Consider the following 18645-nt stretch of genomic DNA (forward strand, 5'->3'; position numbering starts at 1 on the left):
TTGAATAAGAATTATTTGTTATTCAAGTATGTAATCACCGATATTAAGCATTTATCTCTTATTTTGAATTTACATTTGCATAAATAGGCAATTGAGAAATAGATCTCAATTGCCTATTCAATTATTTAACTATCTCTTTTTCTTTCAGGAATAAAACTAGACAGGAAAATGGCAACAATTAATGCCAGACTGAAGTTTTCAGTAGTATCAACCTCTAAACCATTTTTCCATTGATATATAAAGGATATCAATAATATAAGTATAGCAATTCCACCCGTATATCTTACTATTTTTCGCTTAGTTCCCGTTTCGTTTCTTTTCATATGTATCCCTCTTTCTTATTTATTAAGTAAGGTCTGCTGCATTGTATCTTCAGTGCCATCAATTTTTTTGTTCATCTCATTTGAATTTGCTTAAATACTGTCTTTTTCATCCATTCTTTTTGTGATGTATGTTTCCGCTATGAGTGTTTATAAACATGATATGGCAATACTTCACGTTCATTTGAAAGGATTTTAAAATATTGATTATAACCTTTACTCTAATTCAAATGATAATTTATATTGTCTATCATATTTGTAGATCATTTTTTCTCTTGCATCAGAATAACTCCCTCCTTGCTATTTGAATTTCTGTACTTAAAATATACATGTTCATTTATGTTAATAACAATTAGTAAAATTCCATTAAATTTTTAGCGAATTATCAATTGTTTTAAACTTGATATTTTACTTATTTTGAAATATAGGAAAGTTTTACTCCCCTAACTAGATATTTGACGAAAGTAATGTACTTGAATGGGAGCGTTATAAACATAGTAGTTTTACTGGTGTTAATTCCCTATTAGATCAATACATAAGAAAGCCCACTTAAGCGTAGCTTAAGTGGGGAGTTGACTGGATATTTTCAAGTACTTTGCTGACATTTTATAGGCACGATTATCATAAAAATAGTTTCCTAGTTCAGTAGCGAGTTCACGAACTAAAGGGTATTGCTTTTTTTCTAGGCCCATTTCAATAGCTTTTTGCATATTTTTCTCATATCCATGATTATCGCCCCTTAATTTGGATATTTTCCCCTTCAGTCCATATATCTCAACATATGCGTGTGGCATATCAGAAATTGATAACATTTCTAATGCATCATCCATCAGTTTATTAACAATTTTCCAGTCTTTAGATTCTATATAAATTTCTATTAAGTTTCTTACTGCGTATATTTTTTGAGCTTGATCTGGATAGAGATTGCTAGTCTGTAAACTTTTTTCATAGTATTTAATAGAATTGGTGTAATCTTTTAATCCTTGATATATTTTCCCATAATTATATGCAATTAAAGGTAAATACATAGGATTAGCACTAACCTCTGCTTTAATTTCTGCTTGTTTTAAAGATTCAAGAGCTTTCTCGGGTAGATTATCTTTTTGATATTGTAGTGCAATGATTATAAGAATGTTTATTACTTGATTTTCTACATTTAATTTTTCATACAATCTGTAGGCTTTTTTAGCATACAAACGACTAATCGTTTGATCTTTATAAAGACTTTGATTTGTTAGACTTAGATTATAATATATATCAGCGTGTAGCATAGTTTCATCTAGACCAAGTAAACTCTCTGTCTGCATATAAATTTCATTTGCAGTCATATAGTCTTGTTTATTAGAAAAATAATAACCTCGAGCCATTAAATAATATATAAAGTCTTGAGTATAAAGGGAGGCTACTTGATTTGGAAGTACTTGCGAAGCCTCATTTACAATCGTTGCTACATGTAATAAGTTATTATTTCGAGAATGGTAGTATATTAAAACACCATAGGCCTTTAATAATAAGAGAATAGAGTCTGTATCGCGAACATATAACTCTAAAAATGATAAGTCTTTAGAGTTTATAATATTATCATTTTTATACCTATTACATATTTCAAGAATCTTAGCTTCAATATCCTCATAATCTGCACCTACAAGAAAGTTGTAATCAATATCTAGATTTTTAGCGATTTTTTTTAAAACAGAATTTGAAGGTTTAATTTGTCCATTTTCAATTCTACTTAAATAAGTTATAGAACATACCCCTGATACTACTTCCCCTTGCGTGAATTCTTTATGTATACGTATTTGTCGAATCCGTTCACCAATGTTCATATTCCCATTCCTTTCTTCAAATAAACTGGTTTGATTATTTTAGAGCAATATAATAAGAATAACGCCTATATTACCTATCATAATATGTGTATAGTTTTATGTTCAGAGAGAGAAATGTTATTAATACTTATCTGGATGCATTTGAAATTTGTATGCTCAATTTACTAATATCAGCTTTTCCACCTTCCACCCATATTACTACATTATACCAATAATCTGAGGCTCAAGCTTACAAATTCAACCTCAGGTAACCCCAAAATATAGAATAATATTTGTTTGTTTTTTAGTTACTAATAGAGGATATTAACTCATATATTGAACTAATTATCCTCTATTAATCATAGTACAGTTAATACCTCACTAGTCTTCTACTTTCTCAAATAATAAAGCAAGCCCTATTCCGCCCCCAATTCCTAACGTCACAATTCCGTATTTCATATGTTCTCTTTGTGCCTGATAAAACAAACGTGTTACAAGCATAGCACCAGATGCACCGTACGGATGACCGAGCGCAATTGCTCCACCATTGACATTCAATTTTTCATATGGAATTTGTAACTCCTTTGCACAAGCAACAACTTTTGAAGCGAACGCTTCATTTATTTCAAAGTAATCGATGTCCTCTACTTTCATATTCATTTCGTTTAATAATTTGTTCACCGCAAATATCGGACCAGTCCCCGGAAGATTTGGATCCACTCCAACTACAGCACTACGAACGAAACGAAGTACAGGTTTGTATCCTAATTTTCGGGCTTGCCCCTCTTCCATTACAAGAACGGCACATGCTCCATCATTTACACCGCACGAATTACCTGCCGTTACTGTACCATTTTGTAAAAATGCCGGCTTAGTTCTTTTAATCATTCTTTCATACTTCATTTCTAGTTTTATAGCCTCGTCAAAAGATCCATTAAAAGAAAGTATTTCATCTTGTATATATCTATTTTCTAATGCTTGCAGTGTCCGTTTATAACTAAGACAAGCGTATTCGTCTTGCATTTCTCGCGTTATATTATAACGCTCTGCAACATATTCAGCCGCCACTCCCATATTAGGATCTCCAATTGTTTCTGGTGAAAATCGCGCTCTATTTTGAAAAGGTGATGTACTTGTACTCTCTACTCCTCCTGCAATATAACAATTACCTGCCCCGCCTTGAATGAAATGACATGCGGTGCGAATCGCTTCCAAACCCGCACCACATTGCCGATCAATCGTTACACCAGGAATATGATAGCCAAGTCCTGCCGCTAAAGCAGATAATCTTGCAACATTCCCTCCTGGCCCCACAATATTCCCTAATATGACATCGTCTATTTCTCTCTCAATTCCTTTACTTAAAAATGTAAGAAGCGGCGTTACTAATTGCTGAACTTCATAATCTTTCAACATCCCATTCTTCTTACCAATAGGTGTCCTTTTTGCTTCTACAATAACCGCTCTATTCATATATCTTCTCCCGGTTTTCAATCATATTTTTTGCTGCAATACGAGCGATTTTCCCGCTATCTGTATACGGTAGTTCATCTACAAAATGCCATTCTTTCGGTATTTTAAAAGAGGATAATCGTTGTAAGCAAAAACTTTTTAATTGTTGCCTCGTAGCACTTCCTTTTACGATGGCGACAGGTTTTTCACCCCAGTAACTATCTTTCACACCAATTACAACTATTTCATCAACAGCTGGGTGTTCATGTAATACACTTTCTATTTCTTCTGGAAAAATATTAATTCCTCCAAATAAAATCATATTCTTCTCTCTACCGACAATATAAATAAAGCCTTCTTCATCTTCATAACCTACATCTCGTACTGTCATCCAGCCTTCTTCAGTCAACTCTGGAACTAAAACCTTATCCAATATGTATCCCATAAAAAACTGATCACTATTCACATAAACAGTTCCAATCTCGCCTTTTTGTACCTCTTCTCCTGCTTCATTACATATTCGAACTTGCACATTGTGACAAGGTTTCCCTACTGAATTTGGCCTTCTATCACTCTCTTCATCAACAAGTGCTGTTACAAAACTTAGTTCCGATGCACCGTAAAATTCATATTTTCGTGCATAAGGAAATATACTCTTTATTTTTTCTTTCGCTTCAGCTTCCCATTTCGCTCCTGACGAAATAATTTTCATTTCATTTTCTATTACTCTGTTTTCTTTATATAAAGATTCTAGCATTGTCGGAACTGTATACATGACCGAGATATGTTCCGTTTCTAACTTATCCAACACTTGATCTGGAATAAACTTTCTCATAACGTGCACCGTTTGCCCTACATATAATGCACTTATTGCGCCATATAAGAAAAGAGAATGAACGAGCGTCCCAGCTATTAAAATAGAATCTTCTTTTTTCATATGAAAGTCCTTTATATTGCAATCAAAACTATGAACCCACGATTGTTGTGCACGTAAAAATGCTTTCGCCTTCCCAGTCGATCCTGATGTAAATCCCATATAGAACGGAGCATGTTGCACATTTTCTATAGGATAATATGTAGGCAGGTAGTTCTCTATCCTACTTTTCCACTCATCAATTTCTATTACTCTTTCTTCATCCGGTAAATCATTTACCTTATATCGCTCTATCACAATCATATCCGGATTACTGATTGCAATTCTTTCTTTGAGCTCATCCTGTTTCCACTTTATATCTAATGGCACACAAACCCATCCGGCCATAGCAGCACCAGCAAATAGTTGTAAAAATTCTATACTATTCTCTAATACAATTGCTATCGTTTTATTCTTCGATTCTTTTTCATTCAACCAGTTTGCTACTTTACACACTGACTCAAACCATTCTTTATATGTTAAAATTCGATCATTTTCCTTTATCGCTATTTTATTTGATTGTATAGAGAGATGTTTTTTATATTCTTTTGTAATTCCCATATAAGTTGTCCTTTCTCTACAAAATAATAAAAAGAAACACGCAATGAACGTGTTTCTTCTCTTTCTTATCCTGCATTTGTATATTTCCCACTCTTTAGAGCAGGCGTAATAATATGTTTCAATGAACGATGTAATTTCGTTACAAGAATCGCTGCTATAATCGCTTTTATGCAATCACCTGGTAAAAATACCGCACTTACTTTCATCGTCTGCCATATAGAAACATCCATAAAGAAAGCTTGTACAATAATACCAAATACATAAACTACGAAAATACCACCAATTATATTAATACATAATACCTTTATTATAGAAACTTCACGTAAACGCTCAATTAAATAACCAATGACAAACGCTCCAACGATATAACCGAGTAAATATCCTGCACTTGGCCCAACAAATACGCCTGGACCACCGCGTCCACCAGCAAGTAATGGTGCTCCGACTCCAACTATAAGTAAGAAAATAAGTTGACTTAACGCACCAAGACGTGATCCTAACAATCCACCAGCAAGCATAACACCGAGTGATTGTAATGTAATCGGAACTGGTGTAATAGCAAGAGCAATTGGAGGTATTAACCCTAACACTCCCATAATAGAACTAAATAAAGCGACGAAAACTAAGTTTTTTGTATTCATATTTGCTTCTCCTATTTGTAAACTTAAAATGATTTTTAGATAACATATTATAGGAGTTATATTATCTTTCTATTTAGTCTTTGTCAACTTATTTTAAATATAGGTTTACAAATATTTTTTCAATTATTTCTCTTTATGCAAATGCTCAAGTTCTTTCCGAAGCGCCTGTTTTAAAAACTTCCCAACAGATGTTTTCGGTATTTCTTCCATAAATACAATATCGTCTGGTAACCACCACTTCGCAAACTGTGGTTTTAAAAACTCATATATTTCTTCTTTTGTTACTGTACTATTTTTCTTTTGAACGACGCAGGCAATTGGTCGCTCTTGCCACTGCGGATGAGGAACGGCAACGACAGCTGCTTCAAATATAGCATCATGCGCCATTAACGCATTTTCAAGATCCACGGAAGAAATCCATTCTCCACCGCTTTTAATAACATCTTTCGTGCGGTCAACGATTTTCACGCAGCCTTCCTCATCAACTGTAACAACATCACCAGTATATAACCAACCTTCTCGGAATCCTTCGACAGTACGATCATCGTTATAATAGCTTTCAGCGATCCAAGGTGCTCGTAAACATAACTCTCCCATCTCAGTACCATCCCACTTCACTTCACCGTTTGTACCGACTACTTTCATCTCTACACCAGGGACAAGATATCCTTGTTTTGAGCGGATTTCTAATTGCTCTTCATATGATAATTCTGTTTCATAACTTTTTAAACGTGCAAGTGTTACGAGTGGGCTTGTTTCAGTCATACCATATGCATGTACGAAAGGAACATTATATTTTTGCTCAAATGCTTTAATAACGCTTTTCGGTGCAGCAGCACCACCGCATAATATTCTCGTTATACTAGATAGATCGTAACTATTATTTTCTAATTCTTGTAATACACCGAGCCAAATTGTCGGCACACCTGCTGCTATCGTTACTTTTTCAGCTTGAATCATCTCTAATAAAATTTTTGGAGTAAACATTGGTCCTGGCAGAACTTGTTTAGTTCCAAACCAAGTAGCTGCAAAAGGAAGCCCCCAAGCGTTCACATGGAACATCGGTACAATTGCCATCGCCGCATCACTTTCCGATAAAGCAGCTGTATCCGCTAAACCGAGTGCCATACAATGCAATACAGTACTACGATGCGTATATACAACACCTTTTGGGTTTCCTGTAGTCGCTGACGTATAACACATACCAGCAGGTGTATTTTCATCAATATCTTTTACAAATTGGAAAGTTGGATCGCCTTCTTCTAATAGCTTTTCATAATGATATACAGGTTCTAGCGTAGTATTTGGAAGTTCATCTTTATCAGTCATAATAATGTAGGCTTGTACAGTTGATAATTGTGATTGAATATTTTCAACGAGTGGTACGAGATCTTCATCTATAAGTAGAATGCGATCTTCTGCGTGCTGAATAATGTATGAAATATGTTGAGGGGATAAACGAATATTAATTGTGTGCAAAACAGAAGCAATACCAGGAATAGCAAAATATGCTTCCACATGTCGATGATGATTCCACGCTAACGTTCCTATACGCTCGCCTTCTTTAATTCCTAATTTTTTTAACGCACTAGAAAGCCTTCTCGTCCTTTCACCTAACTGCTTATACGTTAACGTCGTAACTGTATCATGTGTCCGTGAAACAATTTCTTTCTTTGAAAACAGTTTTTCTGCTCTTTCCATCATAGAACTAATTGTTAGCGGTACATTCATCATCATATTGGTTATATCCCCCTTTAAAGCGTTTTCATTTTTTTGTTTATTATAACAGACTTCCACAAACAATTACGACACTTTTCTGTATTTTCTGAATTATTTCTTCGGAAATAATTCAGAAAATACTAAGAGAAAATATATTAAAATTCCTTCTTACGATATATAAATACTGAAATGAAATAAGAAAAGATATATATGATAACGCCAAATATTGTATATAGAATTGAAACGTATACAGATGAATTTAAATTTGATATTGGAAATTGTTCTATTAGATATCCAATTACACTTTGTAATCCAAAATAAGTAGCAAGTCCCCCACATGCGCCTCCAATTGTAATAGCATCAGATTTTTCTGCTCCAAAAACATAGAGAAGCGGATAAGCTATTGCTCCGGCATTAAGAATGATGAATGTCCCTAAAGAAACACTCTTAAATATACCATCCTCAATTGGTGTATCTGAAACTAAACCATGTACATAAAATATGCCATACGATAATAAAGTACCAATAATTACAACTAAAAAATAGAAAAGATAGTGACTTTGTACAATATTATTTCTAGTAACCGGTAAAGTAAGTACATATTTTTCATACCCCGACTTACTCTCATATTTAATAACTTCAAGTGCAGGAATCGCAGCAAATAAGATAATGAACGTAGCAATTAAACGGTACATTGAAGCATTACCAAAATAAAAAACAAATCCCGCTCCTAATATCGCTATTCCCATGAACATAAAGAAAGTTCGATACACTAGATAATAGTTTGTCAATAATAAACCTTTCATTTATTTTTCACTCCTCGTTAATAAAACACTTATTTCTTCTATTGAAATGGTTCTATGAGCAATCCCATTTGGTAGTTTATGCACATCTGATACAAGTACATTGAAATAAGAGCCATTATTCCTTTTCACCACAACTATATCTTTGTTGATTAAAGTTAGTTGTTCCTCATTAACATATACAATGGCATAATTGTCCAAAACCTTATCCTTTTCTTCATTCAATAAAATTTCTTCATCTTTTATCACGATAAGGTGGCTAGCGATTTTTTCTACATCACTCATAATATGAGAAGAAAGTAATATACCACCATTACTTTTATTCACAAAACTTTTTAATTCCTCTAACACCTCCTCCCTAGATGAAGGATCAAGACCTCCCGTCGCTTCATCTAGAATTAATAATTTGGCATTATGCGACAATGCAACAGCTATAGATAGTTTCATCGACATTCCACGGGAAAACCTACCTACTTTTTCATTAGTAGGTAAAGAGAAAGAATGAACTAATCGGTAAAAATTTTCTCTATCCCAAGATTCAAACATGTTTTCAAAAACCTTATTTAGTTGTTTTATTGTAAGATGAGCCGGGACATTCATAGCATCAAATACGACTCCAATCTTCCCCTTATTCTTGGCATCTTTATTTATATTTTCTTCACCAAATATTTTTACTGTACCGCTATCTTTAGAAATTAATTCTAGTACTGTTTTAAATGTTGTTGATTTACCTGCCCCATTGTCACCAATGAATCCAACAATTGCCCCTGATGGCACATTGAATGTAACATCTTTTAAAACAACTTTGCTTCCAAATGATTTACTTAAATTTTTAATTTCTAGAATGTTTGACATCATTTCACTCCCATCTTAACTTTTAATAAAATAGATTTTCTCCTATTAAAAATTATCCACTTTATCTCTCACTTTCTTTTTTAGTTTAAAAATAATACGATTACTATATTCCTTATTTTCTACTAAAATCCGATACATCTCCCACACTCCTACAACACGAACAAAAAGATAGACTCCAATCGCAATAAGTACAACACAGTACGGATAATACTGCACTAATTCTCCTGAAGTGATATGCTTTTTCTCAAATAAAAATGGTATCGCTCCTGCAGTTATAAAACAAAATCCAACAATCATTACTGCAGCATACTTCTTCTTAATTACTTCATATCTTTTTGTCAATTCTTTTAGAAAGTTTTGATCAAATAGTAGTTCTTCCTTTTTCAATACATTGTATCGACTCTCTTCTATCGTTACAGGTACCATCATCGCTCCAATTCCAAGAACAGCAATGATAATGACAAGGAATGTCGACATTGTTGCATTTTCTTTAAATAATAAATACGGTATTGTAGACAAAATAAGCAAACTAAATCCTAACGCAATATATTTAGAAATTTTTTGCCCATACACTATATACCCTTCTGCCATTTCCTGACTTACGTAATAGCCCTCCACATTTTCATTACTTTGCCCAGCAGTTTCTTTTAATAAATAGTCGAGTGATACTTCAAATACATTTCCAATCATTATTAACTTTTCAGTTTCAGGAAATCCTTGACCGTTTTCCCATTTACTAACTGCTTGCCTTGTTGTGTTTAATTTTTCAGCTAACGCTTCTTGAGAAAGGCCCTTTTCCTTTCTTAATTTAAAAAGCTTTTCACCAAATCCCATATGTGTGTCCCCCTTTGTTTTCTTAACTAAATTGTATGTAAACATTACCCTTATCTCTATCTTCCTGCGGTTGCACTTTGTCAACTTATGGTTGCGATTGTGTTATATAGCCGTTTTCTATACGATTTAGCTAGTTTTCTTCTATGATTATGGCGTTAATAAAATACCCTCTCCCAATAACCAATTATAACAATTAAAGGTAATTACTGTTATAAAAAAAAAAAAAACAAAAACCCCCTTATTCATTTAAAGGAGTTTTCGCTATGAAGTATTCCAATAAGGGTTAATTTGTCTTCCCCATATTGATTCACAATTTCTTCTATACATTTTTGTATGTCGTGCAACGATTAATAAGCATCCCACACAGTATATGTTTTCATCTCTTTATATAAGGACATAATCATATATATATATGTAAAATATTACTCCTCTAACTTCCCTAATAAAAACACTTCTCCATAATCATAACGGCTTCTGCTTAAACTTTTCATAATGTCGTACTTTTAATAAAAGGATATTCCCGCAATCTGTACAAATATAAGCATCTACTGGTGAAGATGTAAACATCGTCTCCTTTTTCCGTATTTGTGCATAACCGACAAACTCACCTTCTCCTATGTTATGAGAACCACAATTAGAGCATGTCTGCACGTCTTTCTGTTTCATGAGAGCACCACCTTTAATCTGTTTCCACTCCCTTCGACAGTTCACTTCCATTTCCCTTCCAAAAAACCTCTTATTCTCTTACATTTCAACAGGAATTTCAGAACAAACATCGTATATGTACTATGAAATATATTTATTGACGGAGGAATAGTATGAGTACAATTATGACACTCAATACAGCTCAAGAAATTGAAAACGCAGAAATACATATGCTCTCTTCTAGACTAAAAGCACTACAAGCGCTAGCTGAAAATTCAATGCAAGTACAAATGAAAAAGTTCGGGAGTGCCACTGCCTTTTCATCAAAAATAATTGCTGGTCCTGCTTTTAACACAGTAAAAGGCGTTACCTTTACAAATACAGATGAGATAGATGAAATCATCTCTTATTATCAATCGCTACAAATCCCTTGTCGTTTTGAAATTACACCCGCTCAAGGTACAGCTGAATTATTTCAATACTTATCTCAAAAAGGATTTTACCAATCCAGCTTCCATACCGCTTTATACAGTATACCGAGAGAAGATTCGCCCCTTCTTCCTTCTCATATTTCAGTACGCCACCTGAAAGAAAATGAGTTTGATACGTTTGCCGACATATATGTACGTGGATTTAACATGCCACCCTTTACAAAAGATGGCGTGCGCCAAAATAACGAAATTCTCTACAATAAACCCGGCTGGCATTTTTTCATAGCCGAAGTTCAAAACACTCCCGCTAGTATAGGAGTTCTCTATATAAATAACGGTGTTGCTTCATTAGCTGCTTCTGCTACTTTGCCAGAATTTCAGCGTAAAGGCTGTCATACTGCCTTAATTCAAAAACGAATAGAAAAAGCCCTAGCGAAAAACTGTCATTTAATAGTCGGACAAGCAAGGTTCGGTAGCGGCAGTCAAAATAATATGGAACGTGCCCATATGAAAATTGCTTATACAAAATCAATATGGACTGCAAAAGACATATAATTAACATTCTTTCTCCTTCCATTACAATCTTATACATTCTATGACAATTCCTTTTCTATCCTATTAATCATTTGAATATTCAAACTAGATTTGTTACGCTATTACTAGATACATCATTCAACTTGCAACATGAAAAGAGAATTCTAATCAAACTACAAGGAGGAGAAATGTATGAGTAAGCATGAACACGGTTTAAAAGAAAAAGTAGAAGGTGCTATTGATAAAGTAAAAGGTGAAGTGAAAGAAGTTGTCGGGAAAGTAACTGACAATAAAAAATTACAAGCTGAAGGAAAATGGGATAAAGTGAAAGGCACTGCTAAAGATACGGTTGGTAATGTAAAAGAGAAAGTACATGAATATAAAGAGCATAAAGAGAATAAATAAAAAAGAACTAGGATGTATGGTTGTGCAAGTAGTAAGTTACTAGATTTGAGAAAAGAGAGTTTGTATTTTATATTTGCCTATAAAATCATTTTAAAACGACAAAAAGATGCCTCAAGGCATCTTTTTGTCTATAAACAACTATTTTACATCCTACTTTGTGAAATTTGGTTTTAGGTCACCTGTATACGGTTCATGCTCAACAAAGATTTTTATATCTTTTCCATTCGCATCTTTCCCGATTCTTGTGTACGTAAATTTCTCTTTATTTAACTCTGTAAGTTCAAGGACCGCACCATATTTATTATTTCCTAACGAAACGTGAGCCCTTATTTTATTACCATGTACAACATCAAAGAAACCATAGTCTCCACGGCTTTCTCCTGTATTCATATTGAAAAACTCATATTTATTTGTATTTTTATCATATTTTGCTAGACTGATTAAGTTTGAGTTGTATTTTGTTACATTATTACCCTGTTCGTCTAATACCACCGTTCCGTTCCATAGTGTACTAGATAAAATTTCATCTCCATCAACGTCTGTAACTATTTTCCCTGTCGAGCTTTCTAAATTTTTATCAGGTTGCGTGAAAGAAAGTTCTTTTTCATGGTAAGGAACATGTTCAACAAACACTTCTACATCGTTCCCTTTTGCATCTTTCCCCATTCTTTTATATGTAAATTTCTCCTTGTCTAATTGCGTTAATTCAACAACTGCCTGATAATTTTGCGTTTCAGAAATTAACACTCTTTTCTTTCCATCATTCGTTATAAAAAAGGTACCGCTATCATTACGACTTTCCCCTGTACTTGCATTAAAAAATTCATACCTTGCAGTTTTAGCATCATATTTTGCAAGCCCGATGAAATTTTGATTTTCTTTCGTTACATCATTATGATCTTTGTCATAGACTTTTGTCCCTTTCCAATTTGTTTCACCAAGTATGCTAGCTAGTAGTTGCCCTTTCGTTTGTTGAGTTTCTTGTATTGCATTGTATAAAAATTGTGCGTACTGTTCACGCGTCACATCCATACTTGGAGCAAATTTCCCTCCTCCTACTCCTTTTGTAATATTATTTGTTTGAACAGCACTAATTGCATTTCTTGCCCATGAGTTCGTTGAAATGTCATTAAAAGTATGATCACTCTTTGCCTTTAAATGAAAAGCATTTGTAAGAACTTGTGCCATTTCTGCACGTGTTAAGGATGCCTTCGGTCTAAAGTTCCCATGCTCGTCACCCGTAAAAACACCCATTTCTGTTAAAGACAAAATTTCCTTTATATAGCTTGTCGACTCTTCGCTTACGTCCCCATATGAGTTCTCATAATTTTTGTTTTCTGCCATATTAAAATAACGATACATTAATGCTGCAACTTGTTCGCGTGTTACGTTATCTCCAAAACCAAACCTTCCATCATCATAGCCAAAAATAATTTTCTCACCTGCTAATTGATGAATCGCCTCATATGCCCAGTGCCCCTTTGGAACATCTTTGAATACACCAGTATGATTCGCTTGTGGTGTAACCTCTTCTGCTTTCACCTCTCCATTTTTTTCACTTAATAGACTTCCACCTAAAACTGCTGATATGATACATGTTTTTAAAATTATTTTATTCATAACTTCCCAATCCCTTCCTTCATTTAACAAAGAATTACACCACTTATCTTCCAAAAGAAGATTCTATGTGAGCAATTCATGTTTTAAATTTTGATTACAGCTAATTAGTTACACCTCCAAAGTTCTTTTTCGTAGTATCCATAGCTGTTATATATAGGAATTATAAATAGCAATTATAAATTGCCCATAAATAAATTATTAAAAAAAGATAAAATTAAGATAATATATTTTTAATCTCAATCTAAAAAAACGTTATTCTTTCTCATCTAGCTTGTTAAGAAAGAATAACGTTTTTAGTTCTAGGGTTCTTTTTGACAAAAAAAGAGAAACTTTATTTTATATGCCCATAAACAACTTCACGGCCTTTTCCAAACAGAACATCGGAAAAAGCCGTGGCATAATACTTATTTTATAATTGACGGAATACGGCCAAAATGGCTCTTTTTACTTCCCTTCACTCTTCTCTAACACATACAAATCTTCTTCAATATTAGATAGTTTCTCTGTTACAAGCTTTCTAGCATCTCCAATTGCTTGATTGTATGCAAATGGTCCTACTAATTTTATCATTTCTTCTATTAATCGCTCTGCTTGAAAACGTCCAATTTCATCTAAATCTTCTTCAACGAAAAATTGCTGAATTTGTGCTACAAGCTCTTCTTTTTTATCATTTGGTATTTTTATATTCATCATCATTTCTTACTCCTCTATATTTAAGATAGTACGTTTCTTAACTCTACCATAGAAAAGCGATTGCCAGGACAACTTTTTGTAACTCCTTCTAGCTCCCTATGACCGAGTATATTTTCTTTCTTTATAGCAAACTGCTTCATAAACATTTTACATAAAGAATACAATGCATTCATTTGTGTAGAAGTTGGATCATATTTATCAAAATTACCCGTCATACATATTCCAATTGTATCTCTATTATTATCTTTCGCATGTGCTCCAATATGTAAACCTCGCCCTTCGACTACAGTTCCATCTTCTTCAATAAAATAATTATAACCGATCCCACTCCACCCTCTTACTTTTTGATGAAATTCATGTGTTTTATACACATCCCATCCCTCTTCAGATGTGTGGTGGATAATCAGTTTATTTACTTTCTCTAAAGGAATTAATTCATCTTGAAATGTTAAATTAACACATTTGATTTCCATTTGAACGTCCTCCCTTAAAAATCAATGATCATAATTGTTTTATCATCTGGTCTTATTCTCTTTTCCCCTTCTAGCTCTTCAATAATTGCTACATATTCATTTATACTATTCTTTCTTATATATGCAACAGTTTGTTCGAGTGGCCAATCTGGGTGGAATAATCCGTCTGAACAAATAAAAATCCCACTCACTTCATCTATATGCAATTCACCATGTTGTAAATAATGTATCGCTTCTTTCATTCCATTTGCAACAGAATACCCGTCCTGCATATTTGCAAGATAACGATTATATTTTAACTGTTCTTGCACATCTTGAAAAACATGTTCTTCTGGTACAGATAACCCTTTTTTACGATCCTCTTCTCTCTTCTTTTTTGCTCGTTTACTAATTCCTTCAACCGTGTCTTTCGTTAATACTTGCATCGTTCCATTTTGAAGTATTGCGACAATCATACAGTCCCCTAACTGTGCGTATTCAATTTTCTCACCATCTATTTGAACGGCCGCAATACATGTACACCACAAATGCTCTTTCTTTCTCGTATCTACTTCATACTCTACCATTTTGCTTTGCAATGCTTCATTTGCTTTTGCAACGGCAACTTGCAAACTATGATTTTCACGTAATGAAGCAAAATAACTTGCAAATAAATGCGAAGCGATGTATGCTCCATTATGTCCCTTTTCATCACGAAACGGGACGAGCGGTGTTGCACCATCACATACACCATACATCTTTTTTTCTTCATTACAAAAATAAGAATCCTCACATTCTTGCTTCAACGGGCTTTTCTGTTGATACGTTTTTATCCTCATATCTGTATCCCCTTTCAAATGATAAAATACTCGAATTCTTTTGATTAATCTAATTTTCCGAAATAAACTGTTTTTACCCAAAACTTTCAATATCATATATAATCTTGAAATAATATGAATTTTTTAGTGAAGGACGGGAAAGAGATGGTCAGATTTCTTGGTGTTATTATCGGTTCTATTATTATTGCGATTGCATTCAATCTTTTCCTTATCCCCCACAAAATATTAAGTAGTGGAATTGGCGGAATTGCTATTATTTTAGGGATTGTAACTCCTGTAAACACAGGTATTATTAACTTTGTATTAAACTTACCTATCCTTATTTTAGGATACATAGGCCTTGGAAAAAAAGTAATTTTTAACACTGTTATCTCTGTTATTGTATTATCTGTTGCATTATACTACGTTCCAGTAAAAGTCGTAGCAACAGACCCACTTTTATCATCTATCTTTGGTGGTGTCATTGCCGGAGCTGGTATCGGTCTTGTTTTTAACTGTAATGGATCAACTGGTGGATTTGATATTATCGGTATGCTATTGTCTCGAAAAAGAGACATTAAACTTGGTGGATTCCTTATTATTTTAAATGCAGTCGTTGTAATAATTGCAGGATTCTTCTTCACTTGGGATGTTGCTCTTACAAGCTTACTTTCAATTTATGTAACTGGTAAAGTGATCGATGCTATTCATACGAAACATCGAAAGGTTACACTTATGATTGTAACAAATGAAGCAGAAAAAATGAAAAAACAACTTCTTTCAACTGTTGTACGTGGAATTACATTACTTGATGGCGAAGGTGCTTATTCCAGCGAAAAAAAACGTGTACTTATGACGGTCGTTTCTCGTGAAGAATTGGCAAGTATGAAATTAACAATTTCTGAAATTGACCCTCATGCATTCGTTAACATTACCGAAACTGTTGAAGTATTAGGGTTGTTTAGAAAAGGTTAAAAAACTAGGTGGATTTCCACCTAGTTTTTATTTTCCATAAATTCAATTCGATTTCCGAACGGATCTGACACATAAAATCTAATTACATCTGGCCGTGCATAATCATCTATTACTTCAATACCTTTCTTTATTAACTCTTGTTTAAATTCATCAATTTTTAAAACATAAAAAGCCGGATGCGCTTTTTTAGCTGGATTGAAGTTTTGCTCAACTCCGATATGAATCTCTTGATTTCCACACTTAAACCAACATCCACCACGCTTCTTTAGTTCCTCTGGTTTCGGTATTTCCTCCATACCAATTTTATTACTATAAAACTCTCGTGCTTCTTCTTCACACCCTACAGGCGCAGCTACTTGTACATGATCGATACCCTGAATATAATTTCTCATTTTCTCTCCCCCTCTTCTACCCTAATATTATAAGGAAAACCTTCTCCTGTAACTTACAAATGATTTATAAAACAATATAAGCTTCCCTTATTACCACCCTATACGCACTTTTACAAAATAAAGAAAACAAAATTTATTATATAACTTCCATTTTTTATAGAAATACACATTACATCTATATTATAGTTATGAATAGACAAATCTTTTTAGATGCTATTTGTACGGAGGAACTATTATGAGTCGTAAAAAATATTCATCAACTCAAAGAAAACGTCATCCGAACATTTCTAGACGTTTTCGAAACCATATACAAGATCGTTCATTAACAGAAATGTACGCATCTCTGTTCGAACACAATCCTGATAGTATTATTTCATTAAATTTAGAGGGAGTTATTCTACATATAAATCCTTCTGCCGAAAGAATATTAGGTTACACTTCTTTAGAATTAGAACAGAAAAATATTACCTCTATTTTAGAAGCTCATATTTCTGAACAAGTATTACACAATATAAAGAATACTGAAGCAGATAATCAACAAGAGTATATCTTATCTATTTATCATAAAAGTGGATTCTTATTAGACGTCGTGACAAAACTAGTTCCTATTTTTGTCCAAAATCGTCTAACTGGCGTATATACTATTATGAAGCCTCTTGAAAAATCAGAAAGAATTGAGAATATGCTAAAAGAAAGTGAGAAGAGGTTACGTACATTAGTGAACTCCATGCCTGCGTTTGTTATATTTAAGGATCATGAGGGGCGCTGGCTTGAGGCAAATGACTACGCACTTTCTTGTTTCAATTTCCATCATGTACCTTACCATGGGAAAAAAGATAGTGAACTCATTCAATATAACGAAGCGTACCGAGAGGCTTTTTTACATTGTGAAGAAGTCGACGAACTAGCATGGCAACAAAGACAAATTCTTCATGGTGAGGAATTTATTATTCATAGAGATGATTTCGATCTAATCTTAAGTATATCGAAAGTTCCACTTTATCATCCTGACGGCTCCCGTAAAGGTCTTATCGTAATGGGAAGAGACGTTACCGAGCTAAAAGAAACGGAAAAGTTATTACGAAAATCAGAAAAGCTTGCCGTAGTCGGACAACTGACAGCTGGAATTGCCCATGAAATTCGAAATCCACTGACTTCTCTAAAAGGTTTTCTAACATTGCTACTCCCTGAAATAAATGAGGAGCATAAATGGTATATCGATGTTATGTTAAGTGAGATTTCACAAATGGAATCTATCACAAGTCAATTTATGGCGATGTCTAAACCACAAGTATTATCTATCCAAACTTGTAACATACAAAATTTAATTGAAGAGGTAGTTACATTTATTTTACCAACTGCTATTATGCATAGTGTTCATATCATTATGGATCATTTTGATTACAAACATGATATTCAATGTGATGGTAACCAATTAAAACAAGTTTTTATAAATATATTAAAAAATGCTATAGAAGCGATGCCAAATGGCGGAAATATTTACATCCAAACAAAACCATTGGATGATGCCTTTATTTTAATACGAATTATCGATGAAGGTTGTGGTATCCCAGAAGATCGTATCTCTCGTCTAGGCGAACCATTTTACAGTTTAAAAGAAAAGGGAACAGGACTAGGATTAATGATGTGTTACAAAATAATTGAGGAACATCATGGTAAATTACACATTTCAAGCGAATTAAATAAAGGTACGATCGTTGACATTCAATTACCGCTTTCTTCATCTCATCTTGCAATTCAGCCGTAAATAAAAAAA

The 18645-nt window shown here is 33.6% G+C and carries 19 protein-coding genes; 4 read left to right on the forward strand and 15 right to left on the reverse strand.

From position 1 onward, the window contains the following. Positions 1-125 precede the first annotated feature (125 nt). The 10 genes from MKO96_RS16515 to MKO96_RS16560 all read right to left on the reverse strand — a co-directional run bounded on the left by MKO96_RS16515 (position 126) and on the right by MKO96_RS16560 (position 10569). The gene (locus tag MKO96_RS16515; RefSeq protein WP_078401409.1) at positions 126-323 is read right to left on the reverse strand and encodes a hypothetical protein; all 198 of its coding nucleotides are present in this window, start codon (positions 321-323) and stop codon (positions 126-128) included. Between the two features lie 557 nt (positions 324-880). Next, positions 881-2146, reverse strand: a complete 1266-nt coding sequence (locus MKO96_RS16520; RefSeq protein ID WP_087981507.1) for a helix-turn-helix domain-containing protein — start codon at positions 2144-2146, stop codon at positions 881-883. A gap of 360 nt (positions 2147-2506) precedes the next feature. Beyond that, entirely contained in the window at positions 2507-3598 is a 1092-nt protein-coding gene (locus MKO96_RS16525; protein WP_240588109.1) for an acetyl-CoA C-acyltransferase, read from the reverse strand. Then, the gene (locus MKO96_RS16530) at positions 3591-5051 is read right to left on the reverse strand and encodes an acyl-CoA synthetase (protein ID WP_240588110.1); all 1461 of its coding nucleotides are present in this window, start codon (positions 5049-5051) and stop codon (positions 3591-3593) included. The genes MKO96_RS16525 and MKO96_RS16530 overlap by 8 nt, the downstream gene beginning before the upstream one ends. 65 nt (positions 5052-5116) lie before the next feature. Continuing rightward, the gene (locus MKO96_RS16535) at positions 5117-5692 is read right to left on the reverse strand and encodes a biotin transporter BioY (protein ID WP_001093321.1); all 576 of its coding nucleotides are present in this window, start codon (positions 5690-5692) and stop codon (positions 5117-5119) included. A 123-nt stretch (positions 5693-5815) separates the two neighbouring features. Beyond that, the gene (locus MKO96_RS16540; protein ID WP_240588111.1) at positions 5816-7429 is read right to left on the reverse strand and encodes a long-chain fatty acid--CoA ligase; all 1614 of its coding nucleotides are present in this window, start codon (positions 7427-7429) and stop codon (positions 5816-5818) included. A gap of 137 nt (positions 7430-7566) precedes the next feature. After that, a complete protein-coding gene (locus tag MKO96_RS16545; RefSeq protein WP_240588112.1) occupies positions 7567-8217 on the reverse strand; it encodes an ABC-2 transporter permease in 651 nt (216 codons plus the stop codon). Then, on the reverse strand, positions 8218-9069 hold the full coding sequence (locus tag MKO96_RS16550; protein WP_240588113.1) for an ABC transporter ATP-binding protein: 852 nt from the start codon (positions 9067-9069) through the stop codon (positions 8218-8220). Between the two features lie 45 nt (positions 9070-9114). After that, positions 9115-9903: a helix-turn-helix domain-containing protein gene (locus tag MKO96_RS16555; RefSeq protein WP_240588114.1), complete on the reverse strand. Its 789-nt coding sequence runs from the start codon at positions 9901-9903 to the stop codon at positions 9115-9117. Positions 9904-10365: 462 nt separating this feature from the next. Then, positions 10366-10569: a hypothetical protein gene (locus MKO96_RS16560; RefSeq protein WP_000810206.1), complete on the reverse strand. Its 204-nt coding sequence runs from the start codon at positions 10567-10569 to the stop codon at positions 10366-10368. A 152-nt stretch (positions 10570-10721) separates the two neighbouring features. Here MKO96_RS16560 and MKO96_RS16565 point away from each other — a divergent pair, with 152 nt between their 5' ends. Together MKO96_RS16565 and MKO96_RS16570 are read left to right on the forward strand one after the other, a co-directional pair. Next, positions 10722-11534 carry a GNAT family N-acetyltransferase gene (locus MKO96_RS16565; protein ID WP_240588115.1) on the forward strand — a complete coding sequence of 271 codons (813 nt, stop codon included), beginning with the start codon at positions 10722-10724 and terminating at the stop codon, positions 11532-11534. A gap of 171 nt (positions 11535-11705) precedes the next feature. Further along, a complete protein-coding gene (locus MKO96_RS16570; RefSeq protein ID WP_240588116.1) occupies positions 11706-11918 on the forward strand; it encodes a CsbD family protein in 213 nt (70 codons plus the stop codon). A 150-nt stretch (positions 11919-12068) separates the two neighbouring features. Here MKO96_RS16570 and MKO96_RS16575 read toward each other — a convergent pair whose 3' ends face one another. The 4 genes from MKO96_RS16575 to MKO96_RS16590 all read right to left on the reverse strand — a co-directional run bounded on the left by MKO96_RS16575 (position 12069) and on the right by MKO96_RS16590 (position 15522). Further along, positions 12069-13538, reverse strand: coding sequence for a DUF4822 domain-containing protein (locus tag MKO96_RS16575; RefSeq protein WP_240588117.1), 1470 nt, complete (start codon positions 13536-13538; stop codon positions 12069-12071). A 444-nt stretch (positions 13539-13982) separates the two neighbouring features. Beyond that, positions 13983-14234, reverse strand: coding sequence for a DUF2164 domain-containing protein (locus MKO96_RS16580; RefSeq protein ID WP_001983516.1), 252 nt, complete (start codon positions 14232-14234; stop codon positions 13983-13985). Positions 14235-14251: 17 nt separating this feature from the next. Then, on the reverse strand, positions 14252-14704 hold the full coding sequence (locus MKO96_RS16585) for a peptidoglycan recognition protein family protein (RefSeq protein ID WP_240588118.1): 453 nt from the start codon (positions 14702-14704) through the stop codon (positions 14252-14254). A gap of 14 nt (positions 14705-14718) precedes the next feature. Beyond that, on the reverse strand, positions 14719-15522 hold the full coding sequence (locus tag MKO96_RS16590; RefSeq protein WP_240588119.1) for a protein phosphatase 2C domain-containing protein: 804 nt from the start codon (positions 15520-15522) through the stop codon (positions 14719-14721). A gap of 144 nt (positions 15523-15666) precedes the next feature. Here MKO96_RS16590 and MKO96_RS16595 point away from each other — a divergent pair, with 144 nt between their 5' ends. Further along, a complete protein-coding gene (locus tag MKO96_RS16595) occupies positions 15667-16476 on the forward strand; it encodes a YitT family protein (protein ID WP_000251342.1) in 810 nt (269 codons plus the stop codon). Between the two features lie 20 nt (positions 16477-16496). Here MKO96_RS16595 and MKO96_RS16600 read toward each other — a convergent pair whose 3' ends face one another. Continuing rightward, positions 16497-16868: a VOC family protein gene (locus tag MKO96_RS16600; protein WP_240588120.1), complete on the reverse strand. Its 372-nt coding sequence runs from the start codon at positions 16866-16868 to the stop codon at positions 16497-16499. Between the two features lie 235 nt (positions 16869-17103). Here MKO96_RS16600 and MKO96_RS16605 point away from each other — a divergent pair, with 235 nt between their 5' ends. Then, on the forward strand, positions 17104-18636 hold the full coding sequence (locus MKO96_RS16605) for a BA3702 family sensor histidine kinase (protein ID WP_240588121.1): 1533 nt from the start codon (positions 17104-17106) through the stop codon (positions 18634-18636). Positions 18637-18645 lie beyond the last annotated feature (9 nt).

Source organism: Bacillus sp. ES1-5, from assembly GCF_022487605.1.
Lineage (GTDB): Bacteria > Bacillota > Bacilli > Bacillales > Bacillaceae_G > Bacillus_A > Bacillus_A wiedmannii.

Bases quoted from the DNA above. Each gene is read 5' to 3' on its own strand.
- MKO96_RS16560 (WP_000810206.1), bottom strand. From the start codon at position 10,569: ATGAAACAGAAAGACGTGCAGACATGCTCTAATTGTGGTTCTCATAAC.
- MKO96_RS16580 (WP_001983516.1), bottom strand. From the start codon at position 14,234: ATGATGATGAATATAAAAATACCAAATGATAAAAAAGAAGAGCTTGTA.
- MKO96_RS16600 (WP_240588120.1), bottom strand. From the start codon at position 16,868: ATGAGAAATTATATTCAGGGTATCGATCATGTACAAGTAGCTGCGCCT.
- MKO96_RS16550 (WP_240588113.1), bottom strand. From the start codon at position 9,069: ATGTCAAACATTCTAGAAATTAAAAATTTAAGTAAATCATTTGGAAGC.
- MKO96_RS16515 (WP_078401409.1), bottom strand. From the start codon at position 323: ATGAAAAGAAACGAAACGGGAACTAAGCGAAAAATAGTAAGATATACG.
- MKO96_RS16530 (WP_240588110.1), bottom strand. From the start codon at position 5,051: ATGGGAATTACAAAAGAATATAAAAAACATCTCTCTATACAATCAAAT.
- MKO96_RS16545 (WP_240588112.1), bottom strand. From the start codon at position 8,217: ATGAAAGGTTTATTATTGACAAACTATTATCTAGTGTATCGAACTTTC.
- MKO96_RS16590 (WP_240588119.1), bottom strand. From the start codon at position 15,522: ATGAGGATAAAAACGTATCAACAGAAAAGCCCGTTGAAGCAAGAATGT.
- MKO96_RS16535 (WP_001093321.1), bottom strand. From the start codon at position 5,692: ATGAATACAAAAAACTTAGTTTTCGTCGCTTTATTTAGTTCTATTATG.
- MKO96_RS16565 (WP_240588115.1), top strand. From the start codon at position 10,722: ATGAGTACAATTATGACACTCAATACAGCTCAAGAAATTGAAAACGCA.
- MKO96_RS16520 (WP_087981507.1), bottom strand. From the start codon at position 2,146: ATGAACATTGGTGAACGGATTCGACAAATACGTATACATAAAGAATTC.
- MKO96_RS16595 (WP_000251342.1), top strand. From the start codon at position 15,667: ATGGTCAGATTTCTTGGTGTTATTATCGGTTCTATTATTATTGCGATT.
- MKO96_RS16525 (WP_240588109.1), bottom strand. From the start codon at position 3,598: ATGAATAGAGCGGTTATTGTAGAAGCAAAAAGGACACCTATTGGTAAG.
- MKO96_RS16575 (WP_240588117.1), bottom strand. From the start codon at position 13,538: ATGAATAAAATAATTTTAAAAACATGTATCATATCAGCAGTTTTAGGT.
- MKO96_RS16540 (WP_240588111.1), bottom strand. From the start codon at position 7,429: ATGATGATGAATGTACCGCTAACAATTAGTTCTATGATGGAAAGAGCA.
- MKO96_RS16605 (WP_240588121.1), top strand. From the start codon at position 17,104: ATGAGTCGTAAAAAATATTCATCAACTCAAAGAAAACGTCATCCGAAC.
- MKO96_RS16555 (WP_240588114.1), bottom strand. From the start codon at position 9,903: ATGGGATTTGGTGAAAAGCTTTTTAAATTAAGAAAGGAAAAGGGCCTT.
- MKO96_RS16585 (WP_240588118.1), bottom strand. From the start codon at position 14,704: ATGGAAATCAAATGTGTTAATTTAACATTTCAAGATGAATTAATTCCT.
- MKO96_RS16570 (WP_240588116.1), top strand. From the start codon at position 11,706: ATGAGTAAGCATGAACACGGTTTAAAAGAAAAAGTAGAAGGTGCTATT.